Annotated in this window: 25 protein-coding genes, 1 pseudogene and 1 riboswitch; of the genes and pseudogenes, 19 read left to right on the forward strand and 7 right to left on the reverse strand. The window is 72.2% G+C overall.

Features of this window, described 5'->3' with window-relative positions; genetic code table 11:
• Positions 1-50 precede the first annotated feature (50 nt).
• Positions 51-231: riboswitch (cobalamin riboswitch) on the forward strand.
• 60 nt (positions 232-291) lie between these two features.
• The 15 genes from ACWGDB_RS14370 (at position 292) to ACWGDB_RS14440 (ending at position 15988) form a co-directional block, all read left to right on the forward strand.
• Entirely contained in the window at positions 292-1344 is a 1053-nt protein-coding gene (locus ACWGDB_RS14370; protein WP_453822717.1) for an ABC transporter substrate-binding protein, read from the forward strand.
• Complete coding sequence (locus ACWGDB_RS14375) at positions 1341-2357, forward strand: FecCD family ABC transporter permease (protein ID WP_453822718.1); 1017 nt, start codon at positions 1341-1343, stop codon at positions 2355-2357. The genes ACWGDB_RS14370 and ACWGDB_RS14375 overlap by 4 nt, the downstream gene beginning before the upstream one ends.
• The gene (locus ACWGDB_RS14380) at positions 2354-3136 is read left to right on the forward strand and encodes an ABC transporter ATP-binding protein (RefSeq protein WP_453822719.1); all 783 of its coding nucleotides are present in this window, start codon (positions 2354-2356) and stop codon (positions 3134-3136) included. Before ACWGDB_RS14375 ends, ACWGDB_RS14380 begins: the two co-directional genes overlap by 4 nt.
• Position 3137: 1 nt before the next feature.
• Positions 3138-3497 (forward strand): (2Fe-2S) ferredoxin domain-containing protein, encoded by a 360-nt coding sequence (locus ACWGDB_RS14385; protein ID WP_453822720.1) that lies wholly within the window; start codon positions 3138-3140, stop codon positions 3495-3497.
• Positions 3498-3633: 136 nt separating this feature from the next.
• Positions 3634-5460, forward strand: coding sequence for a gamma-glutamyltransferase family protein (locus tag ACWGDB_RS14390; protein WP_453822721.1), 1827 nt, complete (start codon positions 3634-3636; stop codon positions 5458-5460).
• A 136-nt stretch (positions 5461-5596) separates the two neighbouring features.
• Positions 5597-6442 (forward strand): inositol monophosphatase family protein, encoded by an 846-nt coding sequence (locus ACWGDB_RS14395; protein WP_453822722.1) that lies wholly within the window; start codon positions 5597-5599, stop codon positions 6440-6442.
• 141 nt (positions 6443-6583) lie between these two features.
• Entirely contained in the window at positions 6584-7996 is a 1413-nt protein-coding gene (locus ACWGDB_RS14400; protein ID WP_453822820.1) for a phytoene desaturase family protein, read from the forward strand.
• A 137-nt stretch (positions 7997-8133) separates the two neighbouring features.
• Positions 8134-9210 (forward strand): SCO3242 family prenyltransferase, encoded by a 1077-nt coding sequence (locus tag ACWGDB_RS14405; protein ID WP_453822723.1) that lies wholly within the window; start codon positions 8134-8136, stop codon positions 9208-9210.
• Positions 9211-9242: 32 nt separating this feature from the next.
• Positions 9243-10103: a sugar phosphate isomerase/epimerase family protein gene (locus ACWGDB_RS14410; protein ID WP_453822724.1), complete on the forward strand. Its 861-nt coding sequence runs from the start codon at positions 9243-9245 to the stop codon at positions 10101-10103.
• 60 nt (positions 10104-10163) lie between these two features.
• On the forward strand, positions 10164-10838 hold the full coding sequence (locus tag ACWGDB_RS14415) for an EboA domain-containing protein (protein WP_453822725.1): 675 nt from the start codon (positions 10164-10166) through the stop codon (positions 10836-10838).
• 2 nt (positions 10839-10840) lie between these two features.
• A complete protein-coding gene (locus ACWGDB_RS14420; protein WP_453822726.1) occupies positions 10841-11695 on the forward strand; it encodes a TatD family hydrolase in 855 nt (284 codons plus the stop codon).
• A gap of 7 nt (positions 11696-11702) precedes the next feature.
• On the forward strand, positions 11703-12860 hold the full coding sequence (gene eboE, locus ACWGDB_RS14425; RefSeq protein ID WP_453822727.1) for a metabolite traffic protein EboE: 1158 nt from the start codon (positions 11703-11705) through the stop codon (positions 12858-12860).
• Entirely contained in the window at positions 12857-14257 is a 1401-nt protein-coding gene (locus tag ACWGDB_RS14430) for an alkaline phosphatase family protein (protein ID WP_453822728.1), read from the forward strand. Before eboE ends, ACWGDB_RS14430 begins: the two co-directional genes overlap by 4 nt.
• Positions 14254-15438 carry a cytochrome P450 gene (locus ACWGDB_RS14435; RefSeq protein ID WP_453822729.1) on the forward strand — a complete coding sequence of 395 codons (1185 nt, stop codon included), beginning with the start codon at positions 14254-14256 and terminating at the stop codon, positions 15436-15438. The genes ACWGDB_RS14430 and ACWGDB_RS14435 overlap by 4 nt, the downstream gene beginning before the upstream one ends.
• A 40-nt stretch (positions 15439-15478) precedes the next feature.
• Positions 15479-15988, forward strand: coding sequence for an O-acetyl-ADP-ribose deacetylase (locus ACWGDB_RS14440; RefSeq protein WP_453822730.1), 510 nt, complete (start codon positions 15479-15481; stop codon positions 15986-15988).
• A gap of 13 nt (positions 15989-16001) precedes the next feature.
• Here the strand turns inward: ACWGDB_RS14440 and ACWGDB_RS14445 are convergent, their stop codons facing one another.
• A complete protein-coding gene (locus ACWGDB_RS14445; protein ID WP_453822731.1) occupies positions 16002-17333 on the reverse strand; it encodes a Gfo/Idh/MocA family protein in 1332 nt (443 codons plus the stop codon).
• 118 nt (positions 17334-17451) lie between these two features.
• Between ACWGDB_RS14445 and ACWGDB_RS14450 the strand changes: the two genes are divergently transcribed.
• Together ACWGDB_RS14450 and ACWGDB_RS14455 are read left to right on the forward strand one after the other, a co-directional pair.
• Positions 17452-18981: an FAD-dependent monooxygenase gene (locus ACWGDB_RS14450; protein WP_453822732.1), complete on the forward strand. Its 1530-nt coding sequence runs from the start codon at positions 17452-17454 to the stop codon at positions 18979-18981.
• 79 nt (positions 18982-19060) lie between these two features.
• On the forward strand, positions 19061-19525 hold the full coding sequence (locus ACWGDB_RS14455) for a hypothetical protein (protein WP_453822733.1): 465 nt from the start codon (positions 19061-19063) through the stop codon (positions 19523-19525).
• A 42-nt stretch (positions 19526-19567) separates the two neighbouring features.
• Here the strand turns inward: ACWGDB_RS14455 and ACWGDB_RS14460 are convergent, their stop codons facing one another.
• Positions 19568-19930, reverse strand: a complete 363-nt coding sequence (locus tag ACWGDB_RS14460) for an ArsR/SmtB family transcription factor (protein WP_453822734.1) — start codon at positions 19928-19930, stop codon at positions 19568-19570.
• A gap of 170 nt (positions 19931-20100) precedes the next feature.
• Between ACWGDB_RS14460 and ACWGDB_RS14465 the strand changes: the two genes are divergently transcribed.
• The gene (locus tag ACWGDB_RS14465) at positions 20101-21621 is read left to right on the forward strand and encodes an AlkA N-terminal domain-containing protein (protein WP_453822735.1); all 1521 of its coding nucleotides are present in this window, start codon (positions 20101-20103) and stop codon (positions 21619-21621) included.
• 20 nt (positions 21622-21641) lie between these two features.
• Positions 21642-22133: a methylated-DNA--[protein]-cysteine S-methyltransferase gene (locus tag ACWGDB_RS14470; protein WP_453822736.1), complete on the forward strand. Its 492-nt coding sequence runs from the start codon at positions 21642-21644 to the stop codon at positions 22131-22133.
• A gap of 183 nt (positions 22134-22316) precedes the next feature.
• Here ACWGDB_RS14470 and ACWGDB_RS14475 read toward each other — a convergent pair whose 3' ends face one another.
• From ACWGDB_RS14475 to ACWGDB_RS14495, 5 genes and pseudogenes are all read right to left on the reverse strand, one after another.
• On the reverse strand, positions 22317-22700 hold the full coding sequence (locus tag ACWGDB_RS14475; protein ID WP_453822737.1) for a VOC family protein: 384 nt from the start codon (positions 22698-22700) through the stop codon (positions 22317-22319).
• A 14-nt stretch (positions 22701-22714) separates the two neighbouring features.
• The gene (locus tag ACWGDB_RS14480; protein ID WP_453822738.1) at positions 22715-23440 is read right to left on the reverse strand and encodes an SIR2 family NAD-dependent protein deacylase; all 726 of its coding nucleotides are present in this window, start codon (positions 23438-23440) and stop codon (positions 22715-22717) included.
• Between the two features lie 97 nt (positions 23441-23537).
• Positions 23538-24032, reverse strand: coding sequence for an NUDIX domain-containing protein (locus tag ACWGDB_RS14485; protein WP_453822739.1), 495 nt, complete (start codon positions 24030-24032; stop codon positions 23538-23540).
• 49 nt (positions 24033-24081) lie between these two features.
• Positions 24082-24198: pseudogene (locus ACWGDB_RS14490) on the reverse strand (IS481 family transposase); the annotation flags it as partial.
• Between the two features lie 73 nt (positions 24199-24271).
• Positions 24272-25345 (reverse strand): ADP-ribosylglycohydrolase family protein, encoded by a 1074-nt coding sequence (locus ACWGDB_RS14495; protein ID WP_453822740.1) that lies wholly within the window; start codon positions 25343-25345, stop codon positions 24272-24274.
• Positions 25346-25389: the final 44 nt, after the last annotated feature.

Raw genomic sequence — 25389 nt, forward strand, 5'->3', positions numbered from 1 at the left:
TCTCCGCGGTCTGTCGGGCCCTCCGGGCGCCCGCTCGAACGACCCGGCCTTGATAGCCTCTGAGGGCCAGTCGAGCCACACCCGAGGCCAGGGAATCCGGTGCGAATCCGGAGCTGACGCGCAGCGGTGAGGGGGACCGGCGGGGCACAGACGCACGCCACTGGGAGACCGGGAAGGCGCCCCGTCGGGACGAACCCGAGTCCGAAGACCTGCTGGCACCTCCACGCCCGCGCGCGGAGGACGTCCGAAGGCCAGGCTCCGCGTACGAGCCCCGACAACCGAGGCACGCCTGTGTACCGTTCTGCCCTCCGTCCCGCTGCCCTGCTGCTGGCGCCCGCCCTCCTGCTCACCGCGTGCGGTGGCTCGGGAAGCGGCAGTACCGAGGACTCCGGGAAGTCCGCCGCCGCGGGCTACCCCGTCACCCTCGACAACTGCGGCCACAAGGTCACCCTGAAGGCGCCCCCGAAGCGGGCCGTGTCCCTCAACCAGGGCACCACGGAGATCCTGCTCTCCCTCGGCCTCGCCGACCGTGTGGCCGGCACGGCGACCTGGACCGACCCGGTGATGAAGGGCCTGGAGAAGGCGAACGCCTCCGTGCCGCGGCTCGCGGACAACGCGCCCTCCTTCGAGAAGGTCCTGGACGCCGAACCCGACTTCGTGACCTCCTCCTTCGTCTCCACCCTCGGCAAGGGCGGCGTCGCCACCCGCGAGCAGTTCGAGAAGCTGGGCGTGCCCACCTACGTCTCGCCCTCCGACTGCTCGGCGGGCAAGGACAACGACAGCGGCGGCGACGGCTCGCGTTCCACCCCGCTCACCCTCGACACCGTGTACGGCGAGATACGCGACCTGGCCCGCGCCTTCGGTGTCGCCGAGCGCGGCGACAAGCTCGTCGCCGAGCTGAAGGAGCGGGTGCGCAAGTCCACCGCAGGGCTGGACGCCTCCGATGTCACCCTCATGTACTGGTTCGCCAACTCCCAGTCGCCCTACCTCGCCGGCTGCTGCGGCGCGCCGGGTGCCGTCACCCGTGCCGTCGGCGCGCGGAACTCCTTCTCCGACACCCACGACGAGTGGCCCCAGATCGGCTGGGAGACCGTCGCCGACCGTGACCCCGACGTCCTCGTGATCGGCGACCTCACGCGCAAGCAGCAGACCGCGGAGACCGCCGAGGCCAAGATCCGCTTCCTGGAGACCAATCCCGCCACCCGCAATCTGACCGCCGTGAAGAAGAAGCGGTACGTCCTGCTCAGCGGGCAGGCGATGAACCCGTCCATCCGCACGGTCGAAGGGATCGAGAAGGTCGCCGCGAGCCTGCGCGACTTCGGGCTCGCCGGGCCCGCCGAGTGAGCGTCCGTACGCCGCTGCTGACCTTCGGCGGCCTGGCCGCGCTGCTCGCGTCGGTCGCAGTCGCCGTGACGATCGGGCCGGCCGACATCTCCACGGCGGACGTGTGGGCGTCCGTGGCCGCCCATCTCGGCCTCGGCGAGGGCACGTTGGCGCCGCTGCGGGACGGCATCGTGTGGAACCTGCGCATGCCGCGCACGCTGCTCGCCGCGGTGTGCGGCGCCGGACTCGCCGTGTGCGGGGCGGTCATGCAGTCGCTGCTGCGCAATCCGCTGGCCGATCCGTTCGTCCTCGGGGTGTCGTCCGGCGCGTCCACGGGAGCAGTCGCCGTGGTCGTGCTGGGGGTCGGCGGGGGAGTGGTGTCGCTGTCGGCGGGCGCCTTCCTCGGCGCGCTGCTCTCCTTCGCCATGGTGCTGCTGCTCAGCCACGTCCTCGGCGGCAGCACGGACCGGGTCGTGCTGTCCGGGGTCGCGGCCATGCAGCTGTTCTCCGCGCTGACCTCGTTCATCGTGCTGACCTCCGCCGACGCCGACACCACCCGGGCCGTGCTGTTCTGGCTGCTGGGCTCGCTCACCGGCGCCGACTGGGGACAGGTGCTGCTGTGCACCGCCGTACTGGCCGTCGTCCTCGCCGTCTGCCTCGGGTACGCCCGCACCCTGGACGCCTTCGCCTTCGGGGACGACGCCGCCGCCGGGCTCGGCGTCCGCGTCGCCCGTACCCGGCTGGTCCTGCTCTGCGCGACCGCGCTGCTCACCGCCGCCCTGGTCAGCTGCGCCGGCGCGATCGGCTTCGTCGGCCTGGTCCTGCCGCACGCCACCCGCGCCCTCACCGGCTGTGGTCACGCCCGCCTGCTGCCGGTCACGGCACTGACCGGGGCCGTCTTCCTGGTGTGGGTGGACACCGCCGCCCGCACCGTCCTCGACCCCCAGGAGGTCCCCGTGGGCGTCGTCACGTCCCTCATCGGCGTACCTGCCTTCATCGCCGTGCTCTACCGAGGACGGAGGACGGCGGCATGACCAGCCTGCGCACGGACCGTGTCGTACGGCGCCTCGCCGACAAGGTCGTCGTCGACGGCGTCACCCTCACCCTGAGTCCCGGCGAGACCGTCGGCCTGCTCGGCCCCAACGGCTCGGGCAAGTCGACCCTGTTGAGACTCCTCGCCGGGGTTCTCGCCCCCACCGCCGGGGTCGTCACCCTGGACGGACGTCCGCTGCCCGAGGTCGGCCGCCGCGCCACCGCCCGCCGTGTCGCCACCGTCGAACAGCACGCCCACACCCAGACCGAACTGACCGTCCGCGACGTCGTCGCCCTCGGCCGCATCCCGCACCGCCGTGCCTGGACACCGCCCACCGCGGCCGACGCCGAGGCCATCACCGCGGCCCTGGCCCGCACCGGACTCACCGACCGGGCCGCCCAGTCCTGGCACACCCTCTCCGGCGGTGAACGCCAGCGCACCCAGATCGCCCGCGCCCTCGCCCAGGAACCCCGCGAGCTGCTCCTCGACGAACCCACCAACCACCTCGACATCCAGCACCAACTCGATCTGCTGGCCCTCGTCGCGAGCCTCCCGGTCACCACCGTGATCGCCCTGCACGACCTCAACCTCGCCGCGATGTACTGCGACCGCCTGCTCGTGCTGCGCGCCGGCCGCGCCGTCGCCGAGGGCGCCCCGGCCGAGGTCCTGACACCGGCGCTGATCGAGCAGGTCTACGGCGTCCGCGCCGAGGTCACCGACGACCCCGGCCACCCGGTGATCCGCTTCCTGCGGCCGGCCGGCCCCGTGGGGCGGTGCTGACGTGCGGACACCCCCGGAACAACCGGTGCCCAGCCGGATCGTGGTGTGCAGGGACTGCTGCTGCGGGACCCCGAAGGTGCCCGGAGTCGATCACGCGCAGCAGACCGCGCGACTCGCCGAGAACGCCCCGGTGCGCGTCTCCGAGTGCCTCGGCGTGTGCGAACACGCCAACGTGATCGTCGTCCAGCCCTCCGCCGCGGGCCGCGCCGCGGGCGGCCGCCCCGTCTGGCTCGGCCTCGTCAACGACCCGGAAGCCACCGAGGACATCGTCACCTGGGTCCGGGCCGGCGGCCCCGGCGTCGCTCCCTGCCCCGACGTGCTCGACCTCTACACCTTCACTCCGCCGAGGCGCGCACGATGAAGCGGAGGACCGCTCACGGGCCACTCACCATTCACCACTCACACCGAACCGGCCCCGGCCGCAAGGTTGAACCCTGAACGGGTAGTCCCTGAAGATCGGATGGACCGATCCGCGCGACAGCGAGGTGTCAGACCCGATGTTCACCACCCGCCCCACGCTCCAAGGCACGTTCGGCATGGCGTCCTCCACCCACTGGCTCGCCTCGCAGTCGGCGATGGCAGTGCTGGAGGGCGGGGGCAACGCGTACGACGCCGCCGTGGCGGGCGCGTTCGTGCTGCATGTCGTCGAGCCGCATCTCAACGGCCCGGCCGGTGAGGTGCCGATCCTGATCGCCCCGGCGGGCGGCGAGGTACGGGTGGTGTGCGGGCAGGGCGTGGCGCCCGCCGGTGCGACCGTCGCGCACTATCGGGGGCTCGGGCTGGACCTCGTACCCGGGACCGGACCGCTCGCCGCCGCCGTGCCCGGCGCGTTCGACGCCTGGATGCTCCTGCTGCGGGACCACGGCACCAGGACGCTCGCCGACGTGCTCAAGTACGCCATCGGCTACGCCGAACACGGGCACGCGCCCGTGGAGCGGGTCGGCGAGACCGTCGAGACCGTGCGCGAGCTGTTCGAGACGGAGTGGACGTCGTCGGCCGAGGTGTACCTGCGGGACGGGAAGGCGCCCCGGCCCGGGGAGCTGTTCCGCAATCCCGCCCTCGCCGCCACCTGGAAGCGCCTGCTCGACGAGGTCTCCGGCGCCGGGGACCGGGTCGCGCAGATCGAGGCGGCGCGGGAGGTGTGGCGGCGCGGTTTCATCGCCGAGGCCCTCGTACGGCAGGCCGGGCGCCCCACGATGGACACCAGCGGCGAACGGCACTCCGGCACGCTCACGGCCGCCGACCTCGCCGGCTGGTCCGCGACCTACGAGGCGCCGGCGACGTACGACTGGAACGGCTGGACCGTGTGCAAGGCCGGCCCCTGGAGCCAGGGCCCGGTCCTCCTCCAGCAACTCGCGCTGCTCCCGCCCGAGCTGCCCCGGTACGGGTCCGCCGACTATGTCCATCTGCTGATCGAGGGCTGCAAGCTGGCCATGGCCGACCGGGAGGCCTGGTACGGCGACGCGGCCGACGTACCACTGGCCGAGCTGCTGTCCGAGGGGTACAACGCGGGCCGGCGGGAGCTGGTCGGCGAGAAGGCCTCCCTCGAGCTGCGGCCCGGCAGTCCGGGCGGTCTCGCCCCGCGACTGTGCGCGCACGCGCGCGTGGCCGCCGCCGTGGGGCCCGGCCTCGAAGCGCTGGGGGGCGGGGAACCGACCGTCGCCAAGCGGCCGACCTCCCCGGTGCCGGGCGAGCCCGAGGTCTCCGCCGACGGCGGCACCCGCGGCGACACCTGCCACATCGACGTCGTCGACCGCTGGGGCAACATGATCGCGGCCACGCCCAGCGGCGGCTGGCTCCAGTCCAACCCCGTCGTGCCCGAACTGGGCTTCCCGCTCGGCACCCGGCTGCAGATGACCTGGCTGGAGGAGGGACTGCCGAACTCGCTCGCCCCCGGCCGTCGGCCCCGCACCACCCTCACACCCTCCATCGCCCTGCGCGACGGCGTGCCCGTCATGGCCTTCGGCACGCCCGGCGGGGACCAGCAGGACCAGTGGCAGCTGCACTTCCTCCTCGCGGTCGCCCTGCGCTCCCCGGTCCGTGGCGGCCTCGACCTCCAGGGTGCGATCGACGCCCCGAACTGGCACAACGACAGCTTCCCGGGCTCCTTCCATCCGCGCGGGATGCGACCCGGGAGCGTCACGGTCGAGTCCCGGACGGACGCCGAAGTGGTGGAGGAGCTGCGGCGGCGTGGTCACGAGGTGACCGTCGGTGAGGACTGGTCGGAGGGCCGGCTGTGCGCCGTGGCGAGGGACCCGGAGACCGGTGTCCTGTCGGCGGCGGCGAATCCACGGGGGATGCAGGGGTACGCGGTCGGCCGCTGAGGACGTGCCCGCGCCGGCGAACCGCCCGAGAACAGGCCTCTGACCTGCCGTTACCGGCACCACGAGTTCACGTCGATGCCATCCTGTGTCCATCCGGCGGGCGGGGGTTGTCAGTGGGACGTGCTCTCATGGAGGGGTGATCGTAAACAACGAAACCATCGACGAGTTTCTCGCACAGCACGCGGCAGACGTGGAAGAAGCGGTCCGCAAGGCGGCCGCGACCGAGATCATGCCCCGCTTCCGGCAGCTCGCCGCACACGAGGTCGACCAGAAGAACGGTCCGCACGACCTGGTGACCGACGCCGACCGGCTCGCCGAGCAGTACCTCACCGAGACACTCGGCGCACTCCTGCCCGGCTCGGTCGTGGTCGGCGAGGAGGCGGTGCACGCGAACCCCGCGTCGTACGAGGCGATACGTGGCGACGCCCCGGTCTGGATCGTCGACCCCGTCGACGGCACCCGCCAGTTCGTGCACGGGGACGACGGCTTCTGCACCCTGGTCGCGCTCGCCCGGCACGGAGTCCTGCTCGCCTCCTGGACCTACGCCCCGGCCCGCGATCAACTGGCCACGGCGGTCAGGGGCAAGGGCGCCTTCCTCGACGGCGGGCGACTGCACGCCGGCACCCCGGATCCCGGCCGCGACCTGCGGGTGGCCACGTCCCACCCGGACTACACGACCGACGAGCAGAAGCAGGCGTTGTTGGGCCTGTGGACCGAGGGCGTGCGGCCCCGTGCCTGCGGTTCGGCGGGACTGGAGTATCTCGCCGTCGCCCGGGGCGAGTTGGACGCGACCGCGTTCAGCTGGGAGGCCGCCTGGGACCACGCGGCGGGCATCCTCCTGGTCGAGGAGGCGGGCGGCGCCCACCTGACCCGCACGGGCGAACCGTTCCGCATCACTGGCGGCAACGCACTGCCGTTCACCGCGGCCCGGGACGCGGGCACGGCGCGCCGGGTCGTGGGACTGCTGTCGGCGGAAAACTGATCGTTCAAGCGCTCGCTCCAGCCGCACTTCGGTACAGTCCCGTGCTCCTGAGTGGGCCACCGCACCCTGCGCTGTCAGTGCCCCGGCATATCCTGAACCTTCAAGGCCATCGGCTGACGAAGGAGTCCGAAGGTGCCGTCGATGCTCGATGCGGTCGTGGTGGGTGCGGGGCCGAACGGACTGACCGCTGCCGTGGAGCTGGCCCGTCGCGGCTTCTCCGTGGCCGTGTTCGAGGCACGTGACACGGTCGGCGGAGGAGCCCGCACCGAGGAGCTGACCCTCCCCGGCTTCCGGCACGACCCGTGCTCCGCCGCACACCCCCTCGGTGTCAACTCGCCCGTGTTCCGGACCATGCCGCTCGACCGCTACGGCCTGGAGTGGCTGCACGCCGAGCTGCCCATGGCCCACCCCTTCGCCGACGGCACCGCGGCCGTGCTGGCCCGGTCGGTCGCCGAGACCGCCGCCTCCTTCGGCCCGCGCGACGCGGGCGCGTACCGCAGGCTGGTGAATCCGTTCTTGAGCAAGTGGGACACCCTGGCCCGTGACTTCATGTCCCTGCCCCTCACCGCGCTCCCCAGGGACCCGGTCACGCTCGCCCGGTTCGGCCTGGTCGGACTGCCTCCGTCGACCTGGCTGATGCGGCGCTTCCGCGACGAGCGGGCCAGGACGCTGTTCGCCGGCCTCGTCGCGCACGTCATGGCGCCGCTGGGCGGCTTCGCCACCGGCGCCATCGGCCTGGTCTTCGCCCTCGCCGCCCATGCCCGCGGCTGGCCCGTCGCCCGCGGCGGCTCCCAGTCCATCTCCGACGCCCTCACCGCCTACCTCAAGGATCTCGGCGGCACCGTCCACACCGACTACGAGGTCAAGCGGCTCGACGATCTGCCGCCCGCGCGCGCCTACGTCTTCGACACCTCGCCCACGGCCCTGGCGCGTATCGCCGGCTTCGGCCGCTACTACGAGGGCTTTCGCTACGGCCCCGGCGTCTTCAAGATCGACTACGCGCTGGACGGCCCGGTGCCGTGGACCTCACCGGAGGCCCGCCGCGCGGGCACCGTACAGATCGGCGGGAACAGCGCGGAGATCGCCACCGCGCTGCGCGCCGCGTCCCGGGAGGGCCGGGCCCCCGGCAAGCCGTTCATGATCACGGTGCAGCCCAGCGTCGTCGACCCCACCCGGGCCCCCGCGGGCAAGCAGGTCTTCTGGGCGTACGGGCACGTGCCGAGCGGCTGGACCGGAGACCTCACGGACGCCCTCGAACGTCAACTGGAGCGCTTCGCCCCGGGGTTCCGCGACCGCGTCCTCGCCCGCGCGACGGCCGGCCCGGCCGAACTCGTCGCCCGCAACGCCAACTACATCGGCGGCGACATCGGCTCCGGCGCGGCCTCCGGACTCCAACTCCTGCTCCGGCCCAAGCTGTCGCTCTTCCCCTACCGCACCCCGCACCCGGCGGTCTTCCTCTGCTCGTCGTCGACCCCGCCCGGTCCCGGAGTGCACGGCATGTCCGGGCACAACGCGGCCAAGGCGGTGTGGCGCCGGCTGCGGCAGGAGCCCTGAGACCGAGCCTGCTCAAACGACCCAGCTGTACCGGTAGTTCGGGCCGTGATGTAAGAGAAATCCGTGTTCTCTTTGTCACTTCTCTTACCGGAGGGTAGGTACCTGAAGGGTCAACAGCCCCCGAGTAGGGTGCGGCCATGAAAGATCGGAAAGCGGTTGTCCGCTTCGGATCCCGGTCTGCCGTGCGCCTCACCGATCTCGCGCAGCTTGTCAGGGCGCCGGCCGCGCTGAGTGTCCCCGGTGACGTGATCGCGGGAGCGACCGCCGCCGGACGTCCGCTGGGCGCCCGTACGTTCGGCGTGATCGGTTCCTCCGTCTGCCTCTACTGGGCCGGGATGGCCCTCAACGACTACGCCGACGCCACGGTCGACTCCGTCGAGAGGCCCGAACGACCGGTGCCGTCGGGCCGGATTCCCCGGCGTACCGCCCTCGCCGTGGCCGGCGGGCTCACCGCGGCGGGGCTCGGTCTTGCGGCCGCCGCGGGGGGTCGTCGCAGCGTGGGCGCTGCGCTGCCCTTGGCCGGGCTGGTGTGGGCGTACGACCTGAAGCTCAAGTCCACCTCGGCGCGCGGCGTCGTGATGGCGGGGGCCCGGGTTCTGGACGTTCTGGCGGGAGCGGTTGTGCCGGGGGCCGGTGCGGAATCGGTCGGCGTCGCGCTTCGTCGGGCCGCCGTGCCTGCCGGGCTGGTCGGCGTCCATACCGGCACGTTGATGGCGCTCAGCCGGCACGAGATCGGTGGGGCGCCGGTGCGGGTTCCTGTCGGGACTCTTGCTGTGTCGGCGGTGACTGCGATTGCCACGTCTGTTCCAGTGGCCCGAGGCGAAGCCGGGAGTGCCGCGAAGAGTTGTGTGTCGTCTGCCGCGCCGTCGGGGCTGGTCGCGCAGTTCCCCGCGCCCCTGAAGGGCGTTGCCGTTGCCGCCCGTTCCACGATGGTCCGCACCGCCCTCACCGCCGCCGCCTCCGGAAAGTTCCGGATCGCCGTCACCGCCGCCGGTGCTCTTGCCTATCTCGGCACCTACGGCGTCGCCCAGGCCCGCGCCGTACAGAACCCCTCGGCCGAAAACGTACGGCGGGCCGTCGGGGCCGGGATCATCGGGCTGATGCCCCTTCAGGCGGCGCTGACCGCGCGCGGCGGGGCACCGGCCGTCGCCGCGGCCCTCGGCGTCGTCCACCCCCTCGCGCGGCGGCTGGCCCGGCGCATATCCCCCACCTGAGACCCACCACCCTCCGTGTGAGGAACCGGCACATGAGACGTCCCCCCACGCCCCTCCAGTTCGGCTACGGCACCAACGGCTTCACCCACCACCGACTGACCGATGTCCTCGTCGTCCTCGCCGACCTCGGCTACGACGGCGTCGCGCTCACTCTCGACCACAACCATCTCGACCCGTACGCCGACGACCTGCCCCGCCGTGTCACCACCCTCGCCCGCCAGTTGGACCGGCACGGCCTCGGCGTCACGGTGGAGACCGGCGCGCCCTACTTCCTCGATCCGTGGGGCAAGCATCTGCCCACGCTGATGTCGGACGGCTCCGAGCCCAGGATCGACCTCTTGCGCCGCGCCCTGCGTATCGCGGCCGACCTCGGCTCGCCGACCGTCCACCTGTGCAGCGGCCCGGCGCCCGCGGAGCTGTCGGAGCGGGACGCGTGGCAGCGGCTCGCGGACGGTGTGCGGACGGTGCTGGAGACGGCGGAGACGTACGGCGTGGCGCTGGCCTTCGAACCGGAGCCGTACATGTTCGTCGACAGTGTGGAGCGCTGTCTGCGCCTGGCCGAACTGGTCGACGGGCACCCGCTGTTCGGGGTCACGCTGGACATCGGTCACGCGCATTGCGTGGAGGAACTGCCCGTGCTGGACTGCGTGCACCGGGCCGCGCCGCTCCTGCGCAACGTGCAGATCGAGGACATGCGGCGTGGCGTCCATCAGCATCTCGAATTCGGCGCCGGGGAGATCGACTTCCCGCCCGTACTGGATGCGCTGCGCGATCTGAACCACCGCGGCCTGGTCTCCGTGGAGATCCAGGGCGGCTCGCTCGACGCGCCCGAGGTCGCCCGCCGCTCCATCGAGTTCCTGCGCGCCGCCGAACGGGCCGGCGCGCGCGTCTAGCCCCCACATGCCTCTTTCACACGGCTCGACTCGTCCCATCCTCCCGGAAGTTGTCCCCCCATGGATGTCACAACCGACTCCTCCACGGCCCCGCCGGACCACCCCCACCCCGCCCTGACCGCCGTACTGGACCCCACGGCCCGCACCTGGCTGGACGACGGCGCCGCCCAGGTAGCTGCCGAACCCGCCGCCGTACGACGCCTCTTCCCCGCCGCCCGAAGGCGCTGCGGACACGCTCGCCTCACCGACCACTGGACCGTCGACGAGGCCGCCCGGGCCGTCCTGCTCACCGCGCTGCCCCTGCGCGGCCAGGCCCTCGCCGACGAGGTCACCCGCCTGCACCGGCACGGCGACCCGGCTGAGCAGCGCGCCATCCTGCGCACCCTGCCCCTGCTCGACCTGGGCGACCTCGCGCTGCCCCTCGTACGGGAATCCCTGCGCGGCAACGACACCACCCTGATCGAGGCCGCTCTCGGCCCGTACACCGCCGCGCGCCTTCCGGACGCCGAGTACCGCCAGGCGGTACTGAAGTGCGTCTTCTGCGAGATCCCGCTCGACCGCGTCGCCGGCCTCGGCGCACGCGCGGACTGTGAACTGGCCCGCATGCTCGCCGACTTCGCCCATGAGCGGATCGTCGCTGGGCGGGACGTACCCCAGGACATCGTGCCCGTCGTCCGTGCCTTCCCGGACGTCATCGGCGCAGAACTCAACCAGGCACTCGAGGAAGAGGGCTGACCTTGCGCATCTTCGACCCCCACATCCACATGACCTCCCGGACGACCGACGACTACGAGGCGATGTACGCCGCCGGGGTGCGCGCGGTCGTCGAGCCCGCCTTCTGGCTGGGGCAGCCCCGCACCTCGCCCGAGAGCTTCTACGACTACTTCGACGGGCTGCTGGGCTGGGAGCCGCACCGCGCCGCACAGTTCGGCATCCAGCACTTCTGCACGATCGCGCTCAACCCGAAGGAGGCGAACGACCCCCGTTGCCTCCCGGTCCTCGACGAACTGGATCGCTACCTCGCCAAGGACCGGGTCGTCGCCGTCGGTGAGATCGGCTACGACTCGATGACCCCGCAGGAGGACGAGGCGCTCGCCCGGCAACTGCAGCTCGCCATCGAGCACGAGCTGCCCGCCCTCGTGCACACCCCGCACCGCGACAAGGCCGCCGGCACCCGGCGCACCCTGGACGTCGTACGGGAGTCGGGCATCGCCCCCGAACTCGTCGTCCTCGACCACCTCAACGAGCTCACCGTCGGCATGGTCCTCGACAGCGGCTGCTGGGCCGGGTTCTCGATCTACCCGAAGACCAAGATGAGCGAGGACCGGATGGTCGAGATCCTCAAGGAGCACGGGACGCAGCGGGTGCTGGTCAACTCGGCCGCCGACTGGGGGCGTTCGGACCCGCTGAAGACGCGGAAGACCGCCGACGCCATGCTCGCCGCCGGGTTCGACGACGACGCCGTCGACGAGGTGCTGTGGCGCAACCCGGTCGCCTTCTACGGCCGGAGCGGGCGGCTGGAGCTGGAGGAGCCCAAGCCGGACGAGGCGGCCACCTTCCAGGGCAACTCCATACGCCGCGGGGGAGCGTGAGCATCGCATGCGCTTCCTGCATCCCGACGGTACGACCGTCCACCTCGGCTACTGCAGCAACGTCCACCAGGCGGAGGACCTCCAGGGTGTGATCGCCCAGCTCGGCCAGTACGCCGAGCCCGTGCGTGAGCGTCTCGGCGCCGACCGGCTCGGGATCGGGCTGTGGCTGGCGCGCCCCGTGGTCACCGAACTCGCCGACGACGACGGGGCGTTGGGGCGGCTGAAGGCGGAGCTGCGGGCGCGCGGCCTGGAGACCGTCACCCTCAACGCCTTTCCGTACGCCGGTTTCCACCGCGAGATCGTCAAGAAGGACGTCTACCTGCCCGACTGGGCCGACGAGGCCCGGCTGAAGTACACCCTGGACTGCGCCCGCGTCCTCGCCGCCCTCCTCCCGGACGACGTCGACCACGGCAGCGTCTCCACGCTGCCGCTGGCATGGCGCACCCCGTGGACGCCGCCCTGCGCCGACGAGGCCCGCCACGCCCTGGGCCGGCTGGCCACCGGGCTCGCCGCGCTGGAGGCGTGGACGGGCCGCCGTATCCGCGTCGGCTTCGAACCGGAACCCGGGTGCGTCGTCGAGACCACCACCCAGGCGGTACGGGAACTGGGCGGGCTGGACCCCGACCGGCTCGGCATCTGCCTCGACGCCTGCCATCTCGCCGTGCAGTTCGAGGAGCCGGCCGAGGCGCTGCGGCGGCTCGCGGAGGCCGGGCTGCCCGTGGTCAAGCTTCAGGCGTCCTGCGCGGTGGAGGCCGAGCACCCGGCCGACCCGGCCGCCCGCGCGGCCCTGCACCGCCTCGCCGAACCCCGGTTCCTGCACCAGACCCGCACGCCGGCCGACGGCGACGTCCTGGCCGTCGACGACCTCCCGGACGCCCTCGACGGCGACCTGCCCGACAACGGCGGCCCCTGGCGCGTCCACTTCCACGCCCCGCTGCACACCGAGCCCGAACCCCCGCTGCGCACCACCGCCTACCAGCTCGACCGAGTCCTCGCCGGGCTGCTGGGCGGGCCCTCGGCCGGCTGTGACCACATCGAGGTCGAGACCTACACGTGGTCCGTCCTCCCCGAACCGCCCACCGACCTGCCCGGCGGCATCGCCGCCGAACTCGCCTGGGCCGGGGACCGGTTGACCGGCCTCGGCCTCAAGGAGGACCCCTCATGACCGCACCGTCGAACCGCGTGGTCGTCCTCGACATCGTCGGCCTGACCCCGAGTCTCCTCAAGCACATGCCCGCGGTCGCCGCCCTCGGTGAGCGCGGCTTCCGGTCCCGCCTCGACACCGTGCTCCCCGCCGTGACCTGCACCGTCCAGTCCACCCTGCTCACCGGCGAACCCCCTGCCACGCACGGCGCCGTGGCCAACGGCTGGTACTTTCGCGACCTCGGCGAAGTCATGCTGTGGCGCCAGCACAACGCGCTCGTCGGAGGCGAGAAGATCTGGGAGACGGCCCGCAGGTCGAACCCCGACTACAAGGTCGCCAACATCTGCTGGTGGTACGCGATGGGCGCGGACGTCGACTGGACGGTCACCCCGCGCCCCGTCTACTACTCCGACGGCCGCAAGGAACCCGACTGCTACACCTGGCCGCCGTCCCTGCACGACGAACTCACCGACCGGCTCGGCCCGTTCCCCCTGTTCACCTACTGGGGCCCGAACGCGGGCATGCCCTCCACCCAGTGGATCCTGGCCGCCGCCCGCCAGGTCTTCGACGAACACCGCCCCGACCTCACGCTCGTCTACATCCCGCAGATGGACTACGAGCCCCAGCGCTCCGGCCCCGACTCGCCCGCCACCGTCGCCGCGGCCCGTCAACTGGACGACGCCCTGCGCCCGTTGATCGACCGCTTCCTGAGCGAGGGTGCCACCGTCGTCGCGCTCAGCGAGTACGGCATCACGCCCGTCTCCCGCCCGGTCGACATCAACCGCGCCCTGCGCCGGGCAGGCCTGCTGGAGGTGTACACGCAGGACGGCATGGAGTACCTCGATCCGTGGACCTCGCGCGCCTTCGCCGTCGCCGACCACCAGATCGCCCACGTCTACGTCCGCGACCCCGCCGACATCGACGCGGTCGCGAAACTGTTCGGTGAACTCGACGGCGTGGACCAGGTGCTGGACGCCGAGGGCAAGGCGGCCCACGGCCTGGACCACGAGCGCTCGGGCGAGCTCGTCGCACTCGCCGACCCCGACGCCTGGTTCACGTACTACTACTGGCTGGACGACGAACGCGCCCCCGACTTCGCCCGCCAGGTCGAGATCCACCGCAAGCCCGGCTACGACCCGGCCGAGCTGCTCTACGACGAGACCGTTCCGGCGGTGAAGCTGCGCGCCGTCGGGCAGGTCGCGCGTAAGAAGCTCGGCTTCCGCTACCGCCTCAAGACCGTCCCGCTGAACCCGTCCGGCGTCCGCGGCAGCCACGGCCGCCTGCCCGCCGACCCCGACCACGGCCCCGTACTGCTGTGTTCGGAGCCGGACCGGGCGAGGGAGGCGTACGCGGCGACGGAGGTCAAGTCGCTGCTGCTGGGCCTCGCGGGCCTGCCCACGGAAGGAACGCAGAAGTGACGATCCACCCGCCCCTCCCCACCCTCCGACCCCTGCTCGACCCGGCCCCCGACTACGCCAAGTGGCAGTCCGAGGAGCCGATCCGCCGGGTGACGATCTGGGGCGACAACAGTCCTTGGCTGATCACCCGGTACGAGGACGCCCGTGCGGTCCTGGCCGACGAGCGTTTCAGCGCGGACGCCAACCACCCCGACTTCCCGCACACCCGCCCCGGCGCCCCGCCGCAGGCCCCCGGCCTCTTCCACCAGATGGACCCGCCGGACCACACCCGGCTGCGCCGCATGCTGATCCCGGACTTCACCTTCCGGCGCGTCGAGCAGCTGGACGGCGCCATCCGGCGGATCTGCGACGTCCTCCTGGACGCGATGACCCACGGCGACGTGACGGAGGCCGACCTGGTCGCCTCGTACGCCCTGCCCCTGCCCACCCTCGCCATCTGCGAACTGCTCGGCGTCCCCTACGAGGACCACGGCTTCTTCCGCGCGAAGTCCAACGCCCTCACCAGCGTCGCCGGCGATCCGGCCGAGGCGATGGCCGCCCGCATGGCGCTCTACGGCTATCTGCGCGCCCTCATCGAGCGGCGCGCCCACGACCCCGCCGACGACCTGATCTCCCGTCTGGCGACGGAACGCGTCGCGACCGGCGAGGCCTCGCTCGACGAGGCGACGGGCATGGTCTCCCTGCTCCTCCTGGCCGGCCACGAGACCACGGCGAACATGTTCCCGCTGGCCGTGATCGCCCTGCTGCACAACCCCGCCGAGCTGGAAGCACTGCGCGCCGACGACTCGCTGTGGCCGGACGCTGTGGAGGAACTCCTGCGCCATCTGACGGTCATCCACTCCGGGATACGGCGGGTCGCCACCGAGGACGTCGAGCTGTCCGGCGTCCGTATCCGCGCGGGAGAGGGCGTGGTGGTGGCGTTGCAGTCCGCCAACCGCGACCCGTCCGTGTACGCCGACCCCGACGCCCTCGACGTCCACCGGGACGCGAGCGGCCACGTCGCCTTCGGGCACGGCCTGCACCAGTGCCTCGGCCAGTCGCTGGCCCGCACCGAACTCCGCCTCGGCCTGTCCACCCTGTTCCGCAGGCTCCCGAACCTGCGCATGACCTCCCCGCCCGAGTCGCTCGCCCTGTCGACGAGCACGGTCCACGGGGTGCGGTCGCTGCCGGTCGCTTGGTAATGACAGGCCAAAGGTGACCATGGCTGCTATAGAGGCAGTCATGACCACCATCAGGCTCGTGCAGGGCGACATCACGCGAGAGTCCGTCGACGCGATCGTCAACGCCGCGAACTCCTCCCTCCTCGGCGGGGGAGGGGTCGACGGTGCGATCCACCGCCGCGGCGGCCCGGCGATCCTTGCCGAGTGCCGCAAGCTGCGCGGCTCCCGGTACGGCAAGGGCCTGCCGACCGGGCAGGCGGTCGCCACGACGGCGGGGGAACTGGACGCCCGTTGGGTGATCCATACGGTGGGCCCGGTCTGGTCGGCCACCGAGGACCGCTCCGAGCTGCTGGCCTCCTGCTACCGGGAGTCGCTGCGGGTCGCCGACGAGCTGGGCGCTCGTACCGTCGCCTTCCCCGCCATCTCCACCGGCGTCTACGGCTGGCCGATGGACGACGGGGCCCGGATCGCGGTGGCGACCGTGCGGGTCGCGCAGACGGCGGTCGAGGAGGTCAGGTTCGTACTCTTCGACAAGGCGGCCTACGACGAGTTCGCCCGGCAGGCCGGGTGAGCGCGGGCCGCCGTCAGAGGTCCAGCAGATCCCCCGTCCGCACCGGCAGGCCCGTCTCGAAGGAACGGTTCGCGGCCAGCCCGGTGACCAGGGAGCGGGCGCCGTCGGCCGCGTCCGCGGCGCGGCTCAGGGGGTCCGGGGCCCGAGTGCCGAAGAGGTCAGCCAGCATGCGTACGTCACCGCCGCCGTGCCCGCCCTCGCCGGTCGCGACCTTGATCTCGCGCGGTTTCTCCCAGGAGCGGCGCAGCAGCAACTCGGTGCGCCCGGCGGTGTCCTCCACCCCGGCGCCGTGCAGTACGGGGTCGGAGGCGTTCGTGCGGGGCCGGGGGCGGGTCCACGTCGACTCCTCCACCAGCAGCTCCAGGCGCCCTTCGCTGCCGTTGAAGGCGATTCGGTAGCCCTCCCAGGGGGAGTATGCGGTCAGGTGGTAGGTCAGAGTGGCGCCGGTGGTGTAGCGGACCAGGACCGCCATGTCGTCCTCGATGCTCACGCCGGGCGCGAACACGTTCCGGTCGCGGTGGTAGCCGTCCTCGGCCTCCCCGTCCAGGTACAGGGCACTGAGCACGGGCGAGTCGGCCAGATGCAGGGCGAACGGGTCGGTGTCGGCGGCGGGGGAGCCGTGGGCGCGGTCGTAGTCGCGGGCGAGACCGCGGCGCCGGCCGGCCTCGTCACCGTAGAAGAACAGGTCGCCCTGCGCGTAGACGGTCTCGGGCCGGGCGGCCAGCCACCAGTTGACCAGGTCGAAGTGGTGCGTGGACTTGTGCACCATCAGGCCGCCGGAGTTGGCCTTGTCGCGGTGCCAGCGGCGGAAGTAGTCGGCTCCGTGCCGCAGATCGAGCAGCCACTCGAAGTGCACCGAGCCGACCTCGCCGATCTCACCGGCCGCGATGATCTCCCGTACGGCCGAATGCACCGGGTTGTACCGGTAGTTGAAGGCGACCCGGACCTCACGGCCGGTGCGCTGCCGTGCGTCCAGGATGCGGCGCGCCTTGTCGGCGTCCGTGGTCATGGGCTTCTCGGTGACCACATCGCAGCCCGCTTCGAGAGCCCGCACGATGTAGTCGTCGTGCGTGTGGTCCACCGTGCACACCACGACCAGGTCGATCCGCTCGCGTCGCAGCATCTCGTCGAAGTCCTCGGCACCGTACGACGGTACGGGCGCCCGGCCCGGGTGCGCCTCCGCGAGCCAGGCGTTGTGGACGGCCATCCGCCGGGAGTTGACATCGCAGAATCCGGCCAGGTCGAACCGGTCCGCGTAGGGACCGGCCAGGGCCTCGGTGAACAGCCGGGCACGGGCACCCAGACCGACCACGGCGGCGCGGCGGTGTGCGGTGTCGGGGGTCATGCAGGTCTCCGTTCGAGTGTTCGGTATACCGGACATGGTCCGTAGTTGCGGCCAGAAGATAGGGGTGAGTGCTGACCCCGTCAATGAAACCGACAAGCTGTCTGTCTACCGTGGACCCATGACGGCATCGCTGGACGTGCTGGTGGTCGGTGCCGGGCCCACGGGGCTCGCGCTCGCCGCGCAACTGCGTTCCTACGGAACCAGGTTCCGCATCGTCGACCGCTCCCTCGACCGGGTGCGCGAGTCCAGGGCGCTCGGCATCCAGCCCCGCACCCTGGAGGCGCTGGCGGGGTTCGGCGTGAGCGACCGGCTCGTGGCCCGGGGCAATCCCGCGGTGCGGTTGAGCCTGCACCTGGCCCGGCGCACCGTGTCGGTGCCGCTCTTCGACATCGGGGTGACCGACACGCCGTACCCCTTCCTGCTGTTCCTCTCGCAGGCCGAGACGGAGAGCGTGCTCGGCGAGCACCTGGCGGCGGGGGAGGTGTCCGTCGAGCGTGGCACCGAGCTGGTTCGGCTGGAACGGCAGGGCTCCCACGTCGTCTGCCGACTGCGCGGCCGGGACGGGACGGAGGAAGTCGTGACGGCGCGCTACGTCGTGGGCTGCGACGGCGCCCACAGCACCGTACGCGCCCAGGCGGGCATCGGCTTCGAGGGCCACGCCTATCCGCAGACGTACCTGCTCGCCGACCTGGAGGTGGACGGGCTGGAGCCGGGCTCCGTGCACTCGTACCTGACCGGGGGCGGAATGGTGTTCTTCTTCCCGCTGGTCACGCCGGCATCCTGGCGGATGCTCGCCGTGCGCCCGGCCGACGCGGCGGCCGGCGAGGTGACGGTGCCGCTGCTGCAACGGATCGCCGAGCGGTACGGCGCGAAGGGCCTGGTCCTGCGGGATCCCGTCTGGATGACCGACTTCCGGCTGCACAACCGCGGCGCCACCCACTACCGCTCCGGACCCTTCTTCCTGGCGGGCGACGCCGCCCACATCCACAGCCCGGCCGGGGCGCAGGGCATGAACACCGGCATTCAGGACGCCCTCAACCTGGGCTGGAAGCTCGCCCTCGGGTGCCGGGGCGCCGCACCGCAGGAGCTGCTGGAGACGTATGCGAGCGAGCGTGCCCCGGTCGGCCGCGAGGTACGGCGGTTCACCGACCGCGCGTTCGCCATCGGCACCGGCCCCCGTCCCGTCCTGAGGTTCGCCCGGGAGCAACTCGTCCCGCGCCTCGCCCCGTTGGCGGTGCGCGCGACGTTGCCCCGCCGCCGGGTCTTCCGTACCGTCTCCGAACTCGGCATCCACTACCGCCGCAGCCCCGCCTCGATGACGGGTACCCGAGCGCCCCGCCGCGGCCCACGTGCCGGGGACCGCCTGCCCGACCGGCCGCACGGTCTCCAGGCCCGGATCGCCGCCCCCGGCTGGCATCTGCTCCTGACCGGACCCCCGCACCTCTGGGCCGACCAGCGGCTCGCACCGCTCCTGGACGGCCGGGCCGACCTGATCACCGTCCACCGCCTCGGCGACCGTAGCCCCTGGCCGGGCGTCGCCCAGGCACTCGTACGACCCGACGGCCACCTCGGCTACGTCGCGCGCGGTGCCGAACTGGCGGGGCTGCGCGCCTACGCCGCCCGCTGGCTGCCGATCGCGACCGAGTGACACCACAGGTGAACGGCTCGCGGCGCTGATCCGTACCACTCTGCGCGCCGTCACACCGAGGAAGCACCGGGGAAGAATCGTGCAGTCACACCGAGGAAGCATCGGCCGTACCGCGACGGTCGGCAGTCTGGCCCTCCTGCTCCTGACCACCGCGTGCGGCGGAGGTGAGGACGACGGAGCCGCAGCGAAGAGCACTCCGGCGAAGGTCTCCGCCACCGTCGCCGGAGTCGTGGCACCGGCGAAGATCGAGGTGATCGCCGACCTGACGGGCTGCAAGGTCAAGATCCGGACCGAGGCGGACGAACTGCGCGAGGGTGTCTGCCGCACGAAGAAGGGTGACTACCTCATCACCACGTTCCCGCAGGAGAAGTTCAAACTCACCTGGCTGGACGCGGCCGCCGTCTACGGCGGCAAGTACCTCGTGGGCACCCGCTGGGTGGTCAGCGCGAAGCCGGAGGTGCTGGACCGGCTGCGGCCCCAACTGGGCGGGAAGATCCAGCAGTTGCAGGGTGTGGGCCCGAAGCCCGCGCCGAGCGCGTCCTAGCGGCGCCGTCGGCGGAGGCCGGCCCCGGACGACCGGCGCGGCTCACTCCGCCGTGTCGCTGATGCCCAGGCGCAGATGCTCCACGTGGTAGACGGCCTGGTCGAGCAGCTCGGCGACATGGTGGTCGTGCAGCGCGTAGACGACCGAACGACCGCGCCGCTCGCCCACCACCAGACCCAGGTTGCGCAGCAGCCGCAGCTGGTGCGAGCAGGCGGACTGCTCCATGCCCACCTCCGCCGCCAGCTCCGTGGCGGGCAGCGGACCCTCGCGCAGTCGCGCCAGGATCAGCAGGCGGGAGGGGGTGGAGAGGGCCTGGAGGGTGGTGGCCACCTTGGCGACGTTGGCCGCGTCCAGGCGTACGCGCTCGTCGGCGTCCTGCGTGGCGGTGACGGCTCCATGACCCATGCCGGGTATCTTACTCATCGTACATGAACACATGAATGCTTCTTCATGCGTATCGGAATGCGTCTAGGGATGCGCCTAGCGGCGCGGGTGATCCGGCGGCTCCCAGCCCAGCCGAGGTCGATGTCGGATTCTCGCCAGCCCGCCCCGCCTGCTTGGACGATGCTGGACACATGCAGAAGGGGATGCACACCGACACCGAGCGCTGCGTGCGCGCCGTCCGGTCCAAGGACGCCCGTTTCGACGGCTGGTTCTTCACCGCGGTCGTCACGACCGGGATCTACTGCCGGCCCAGCTGCCCGGTGGTCCCGCCCAAGCCGGAGAACATGCGGTTCCATCCGAGCGCCGCCGCCTGCCAGCAGGCCGGGTTCCGGGCCTGCAAGCGTTGCCGACCGGACACCAGCCCCGGCTCACCGGAATGGAACCAGCGCGCCGACCTCGTGGCCCGCGCGATGCGGCTGATCGCCGACGGAGTCGTGGACCGCGAGGGCGTCCCCGGCCTCGCGGCCCGGCTCGGCTACAGCACCCGGCAGATCGAACGCCAGCTCCTCGCCGAACTCGGCGCCGGCCCACTCGCCCTGGCCCGGGCCCAGCGCGCCCAGGCGGCCCGCCTCCTCATCGAGACGACGCCCCTGCCCATGGCGGACATCGCCTTCGCGGCCGGGTTCGCGTCCATCCGCACCTTCAACGACACCGTGCGCGAGGTCTACGCCCTCGCCCCGACCGACCTGCGCACCCGCGCGGCACCGCGCAGCAACCCGGTGGCTTCGGGAACTTCGCAGATCCCGGGAATCCCGGCGGACACCGCCGGCGCCCTGACCCTGCGGCTGCCGTTCCGCACCCCCCTCAACCCCGACAACCTCTTCGGCCACCTCGCGGCGACCGCCGTCCCCGGCGTCGAGGAGTGGCGGGACGGCGCGTATCGGCGCACACTCAGGCTGCCGTACGGACACGGCATCGTGTCCCTGACCCCACAGCCCGACCACATCGCCTGCCGCCTCACCCTCAGTGACCTGCGCGATCTGACCGTCGCGATCAGCCGGTGCCGGCGGATGCTGGACCTGGACGCCGATCCGGTCGCGATCGACGACCAGTTGCGCACGGATCCGCTGCTGGCGCCCCTGGTCGACAAGGCCCCCGGCCGACGGGTGCCGCGCACGGCCGACGAGGCGGAGTTCGCCGTACGGGCCGTGCTCGGCCAACAGGTCTCCACGGCGGCCGCCCGCACCCACGCGGCCCGCCTGGTCACCGCCCACGGCGAGCAGGTCGACGACCCCGAGGGCGGCCTCACCCACCTCTTCCCGGCCCCCGAGGCCCTGGCCGCGGTGGACCCGGAGTCATTGGCGATGCCCCGCTCCCGCCGTACGACGTTCACCACCCTGGTGCGCCAACTCGCCGACGGCGACGTCCGTCTGGGCCCGGACAGCGACTGGCCGCAGACCCGGGCCCGGCTCCTGGACCTCCCCGGCTTCGGCCCCTGGACGGTCGACGTCATCGCGATGCGCGCCCTCGGTGACCCCGACGCCTTCCTCCCCACCGACCTCGGCATCCGCCGCGCCGCCCAGGAGTTGGGCCTGCCGTCCACCCCCGCGGCCCTCACGGCCCGGGCGGCCGCGTGGCGTCCCTGGCGGGCCTACGCCGTCCAGTACCTGTGGGCGACGGACAGCCACCCGATCAACTTCCTCCCCGTGTAAGCACGTCAAAGGAACGCCTGATGAAGCAGCACACCCTCATCGACAGCCCGTACGGCCCCCTCACGCTCGTCGCCGAGGAGGGCGTCCTGTGCGGCCTCTACATGACCGACCAACGCCACCGACCGGCCGAGGAGACCTTCGGCACCCGCGACGAGTCCCTCTTCCGGGACGCCGAGGACCAGCTGAAGGCCTATTTCGCGGGCGAGTTGAAGGAGTTCACCCTCGAACTGCGCCTGAGCGGAACCCCGTTCCAGCGCAGCGTCTGGGAGCAACTGCGGAAGATCCCGTACGGCGAGACCCGCTCCTACGGCGAACTCGCCGACACCGTCGGCAACTCCGGCGCCTCCCGCGCGGTCGGCCTCGCCAACGGCAAGAACCCGATCGGCATCATCGTCCCCTGTCACCGCGTCGTCGGCGCGAACGGCAGCCTCACGGGCTACGGCGGCGGCCTGGACCGCAAGCAGCGCCTGCTGGACTTCGAGAACGGAAGGGTGGGAACGGCGCTGTTCTAGCGCCTGCCCGGCAAAATCTGGCCTGCCCGGGAGAGACTTGACGTGGTCTCCGGCATGACCGGCCCGCCCTTGTGGCTCCGCCCCACTCCTGCCTTCGCTGCTCGGCGGGGCACGCCATCCCCGCCGACCGGGTCCGCCGGGCCCGCCGGCCTGGCGGACGAGGGGAATGGCCGTACGGGGGCCCTAGACCGCCTCCGCCTCACCGGCCCGCTCCGCAGCCCCGCGTTCCACGCAGAACTCGTTGCCCTCCGGGTCGGCGAGGACCGCCCAGCCCTTGCCGTCCAGGGTGCGGCGGTCGTCGACCAGGGCGGCGCCGAGGTCCAGGAGCCGCTCGACCTCCTCGTCACGGGTGCGGTCCTGCGGCTGAAGGTCCACATGGATCCGGTTCTTGAGGGTCTTGCGCTCCGGGACGGTGACGAACAGCAGGCCGGCGCCCTCGATCAGCACCTCCTCGGTCCCGGGCTTGTCGTCCTCGTGCACGGGGAGGCCCAGCACCTGGGACCAGAAGCCGGCGAGGGCGTAGGCGTCGGCGGAGTCGATCGTCACATGGCGGATCCGAGAAGTCATGATCGCATTCTGAGCTACTCGCCCAGCCCGCGCAGCAGCTTCGGCAGCGCGGTGCCGATCGGCTCGCGGATCACCTCGTCGGCGCGGTCGTCGTACGGCGTCGGCTCGGCGTTGACGATGACGAGCCGGGCGCCGTGGTCGGCGGCGACCCCCGCGAGGCCGGCGGCGGGCTGGACCTGGAGGGTGGTGCCGACGGCGATGAACACCTGGCACGCCTTGGTGATCGCGACCGCCTCACCGAGGACCACGGGGTCGAGCCGCTCGCCGAACATGACGGTCGCCGACTTGAGGACGCCGCCGCACTCCAGGCACGGCGGGTCGTCCTCGCCCGCCTCGACCCGCGCGATCGCGTCCTCCATCGGCCCGCGGGCATGGCACTTCGTGCAGACCACACTCCGCGCGCTGCCGTGCAGTTCGAGCACCTTGCGCGCGGGCATCCCGGCGAGCTGGTGCAGCCCGTCCACGTTCTGCGTGATCACCCGCACCGGCACCCCGGACCGCTCCAGCTCGGCCACCGCCCGGTGCGCGTCGTTGGGTTCGGCCTTCAGCGTCCGGTTCTTGCGCCGCATCTGCCACGAGCGCCGCCGGATCTCCGGGTCGCCCATGTAGTACTCGTACGTCACGAGCTTCTCGGCCTCGGGATCGCGCCGCCACAGCCCGTTCGGCCCGCGGTAGTCGGGGATGCCCGAGTCGGTCGAGATACCGGCGCCGCTGAGGAGGGCGACGAGGGGCTTGGTCATGCTGCCGAGGGTAGGACGGGCGTCGTCCGGGCCGCGAATGGATATTCGAGGTGGTCGGACCGCCGTCGGTCGGCCTGTCCGGTGGGCCCGGCGCCGGTCAGGCCACCCGGTGACCGTTCTCCAGCTCCGCCGTTCCGCCGCCGTCCGCGAGCACGTCCAGTGCGGCCAGGACGCGGCGGCCCAGGGCGCCCGGCAGATGAGCGGTGATCTCCGCGCGCGGGACCAGCCGCCAGGACAGCAGCTCCTCCTCCTGCAAGCGGATCGCCTTGAAGTCGTCCTCGCCGAGGACCCCGCCGTCGTACAGATACGCCACCAGCGGCGGCCGCCCCGTGCCGTGCACCCAGTCCACCGCGAGCAGCCGGCCCAGGTCACGGTCCAGGCCGATCTCCTCGGCGGTCTCGCGGGCCGCACCCTGGCGGGGCGTCTCGCCGTCGTCGGACTCGATCGTGCCGCCCGGAAGCGCCCAGCCCTCCCGGTAGTTGGGCTCTACAAGCAGCACCCGGCCCTCGGTGTCCCGGAACAGGGCGGCGGCACCGGCGAGGACACGGGGCAGACTGGCGATGTACGCGGCGAAGTCAGGCGTGGTGGTCATCGGGGAAGCGTAACCAGCCCGGGCAACCGGCCCCACCCGTCGCCAGGCCCTAGGTGTATTGACCCGGAGCGTTGTCGACGCGGCGGATCGGCGGGTGGCCGCCGAGTGCGGTGTGGCAGCGATGGTGGTTGTAGGCGTACAGGAAGCTGTCGAGGGCCTCCGCCCGGCACGCCGAGACCACGCACCAGACGCCGCGGGGCCCGCCCTCCGGGCGAACGACGGGACTTTGCGGACCCGACCTAGCCCTCCGCCTCCGCCAGCCGCACCGTCCGCTCCGCCAGCTCGCTGATCCGCATCCCGTCGAATCCGAACACCGCACTGCGGACCGTGTCCTCAAGCGGCCCCGTCCACTGGTCGGGGATCGCCTCCGCCCCGGTCAGGACACCCGCCACCGAGCCGGCCGTCGCCCCGTTGGAGTCGGTGTCCAGGCCGCCGCGCACGGTGAGGGTGATGCTGCGGGTGAAGTCCCCGTCGCCGTACAGGAGCCCGGCGGTGAGCACGGCCGCGTTCGGGACGGTGTGGATCCAGCCGAGCCCGGCGGTCTCCTCGGCGACCGTGGTGAGCGTGTCCTCCCAGGTCATCCGGGTGTCGTGGAGCGAGACCACGCGGCGTACGGTGCGGGCGAGACGGCTGCTCGCCGGGATGACGGCGAGTGCCTGGTCGACCGCGTGGCGGACCGTGGACGCCGTGAACGCCGCCGCGACCAGCGCCGCCGCCCACATCGCGCCGTACACACCGTTGCCGGTGTGCGACAGCACCGCGTCCCTGCGGGCGAGGGCGGCGGCGCGGCGCGGGTCGCCGGGGCACGTCCAGCCGTAGATGTCGGCGCGGATGAGAGCGCCGATCCACTCCTGGTAGGGGTTGTCGTACGTGGCGGTCAGCGGCGGTTTCAGACCGTTCGCAAGGTTGCGGTACGCGGCCCGCTCCGCCGTGAAGGTCTGAAGGTACGGCAGCCGCAGCAGCCACAGGTCGCCGACCTGCTCGGTGCTGAAGCCGAAGCCGTGGGTCTCCAGCAGATCGAGGCCGAGGATGGCGTAGTCGACGTCGTCGTCGCGGCAGCTGCCGTGGATACGGCCGCGCACGCACTGGCGCCACTCGGGGCGCAGCTCGAAGCCGTCGTCCTCGCTGACCGGCTCGGGGAGATAGTCGGTGAGCGGCAGGGCCGCGGCCTGCCGCAGATAGCGGTCGATACGGTCCCGCGTCCACAGGTCGCCCTGCTCGACCGGCTTGCCGAGCATGTTGCCCGCGATCCGGCCGAGCCAGCCTCCGAGTACACGGTCGGCGAGCTCTGGCTCAGTGCCCACAGGGGTCATAGGACCGGTTTACCCAATTCCGGGGGCGTCCGCTCCGGGTTCGG

Source organism: Streptomyces sp. NPDC055013 (assembly GCF_053608645.1).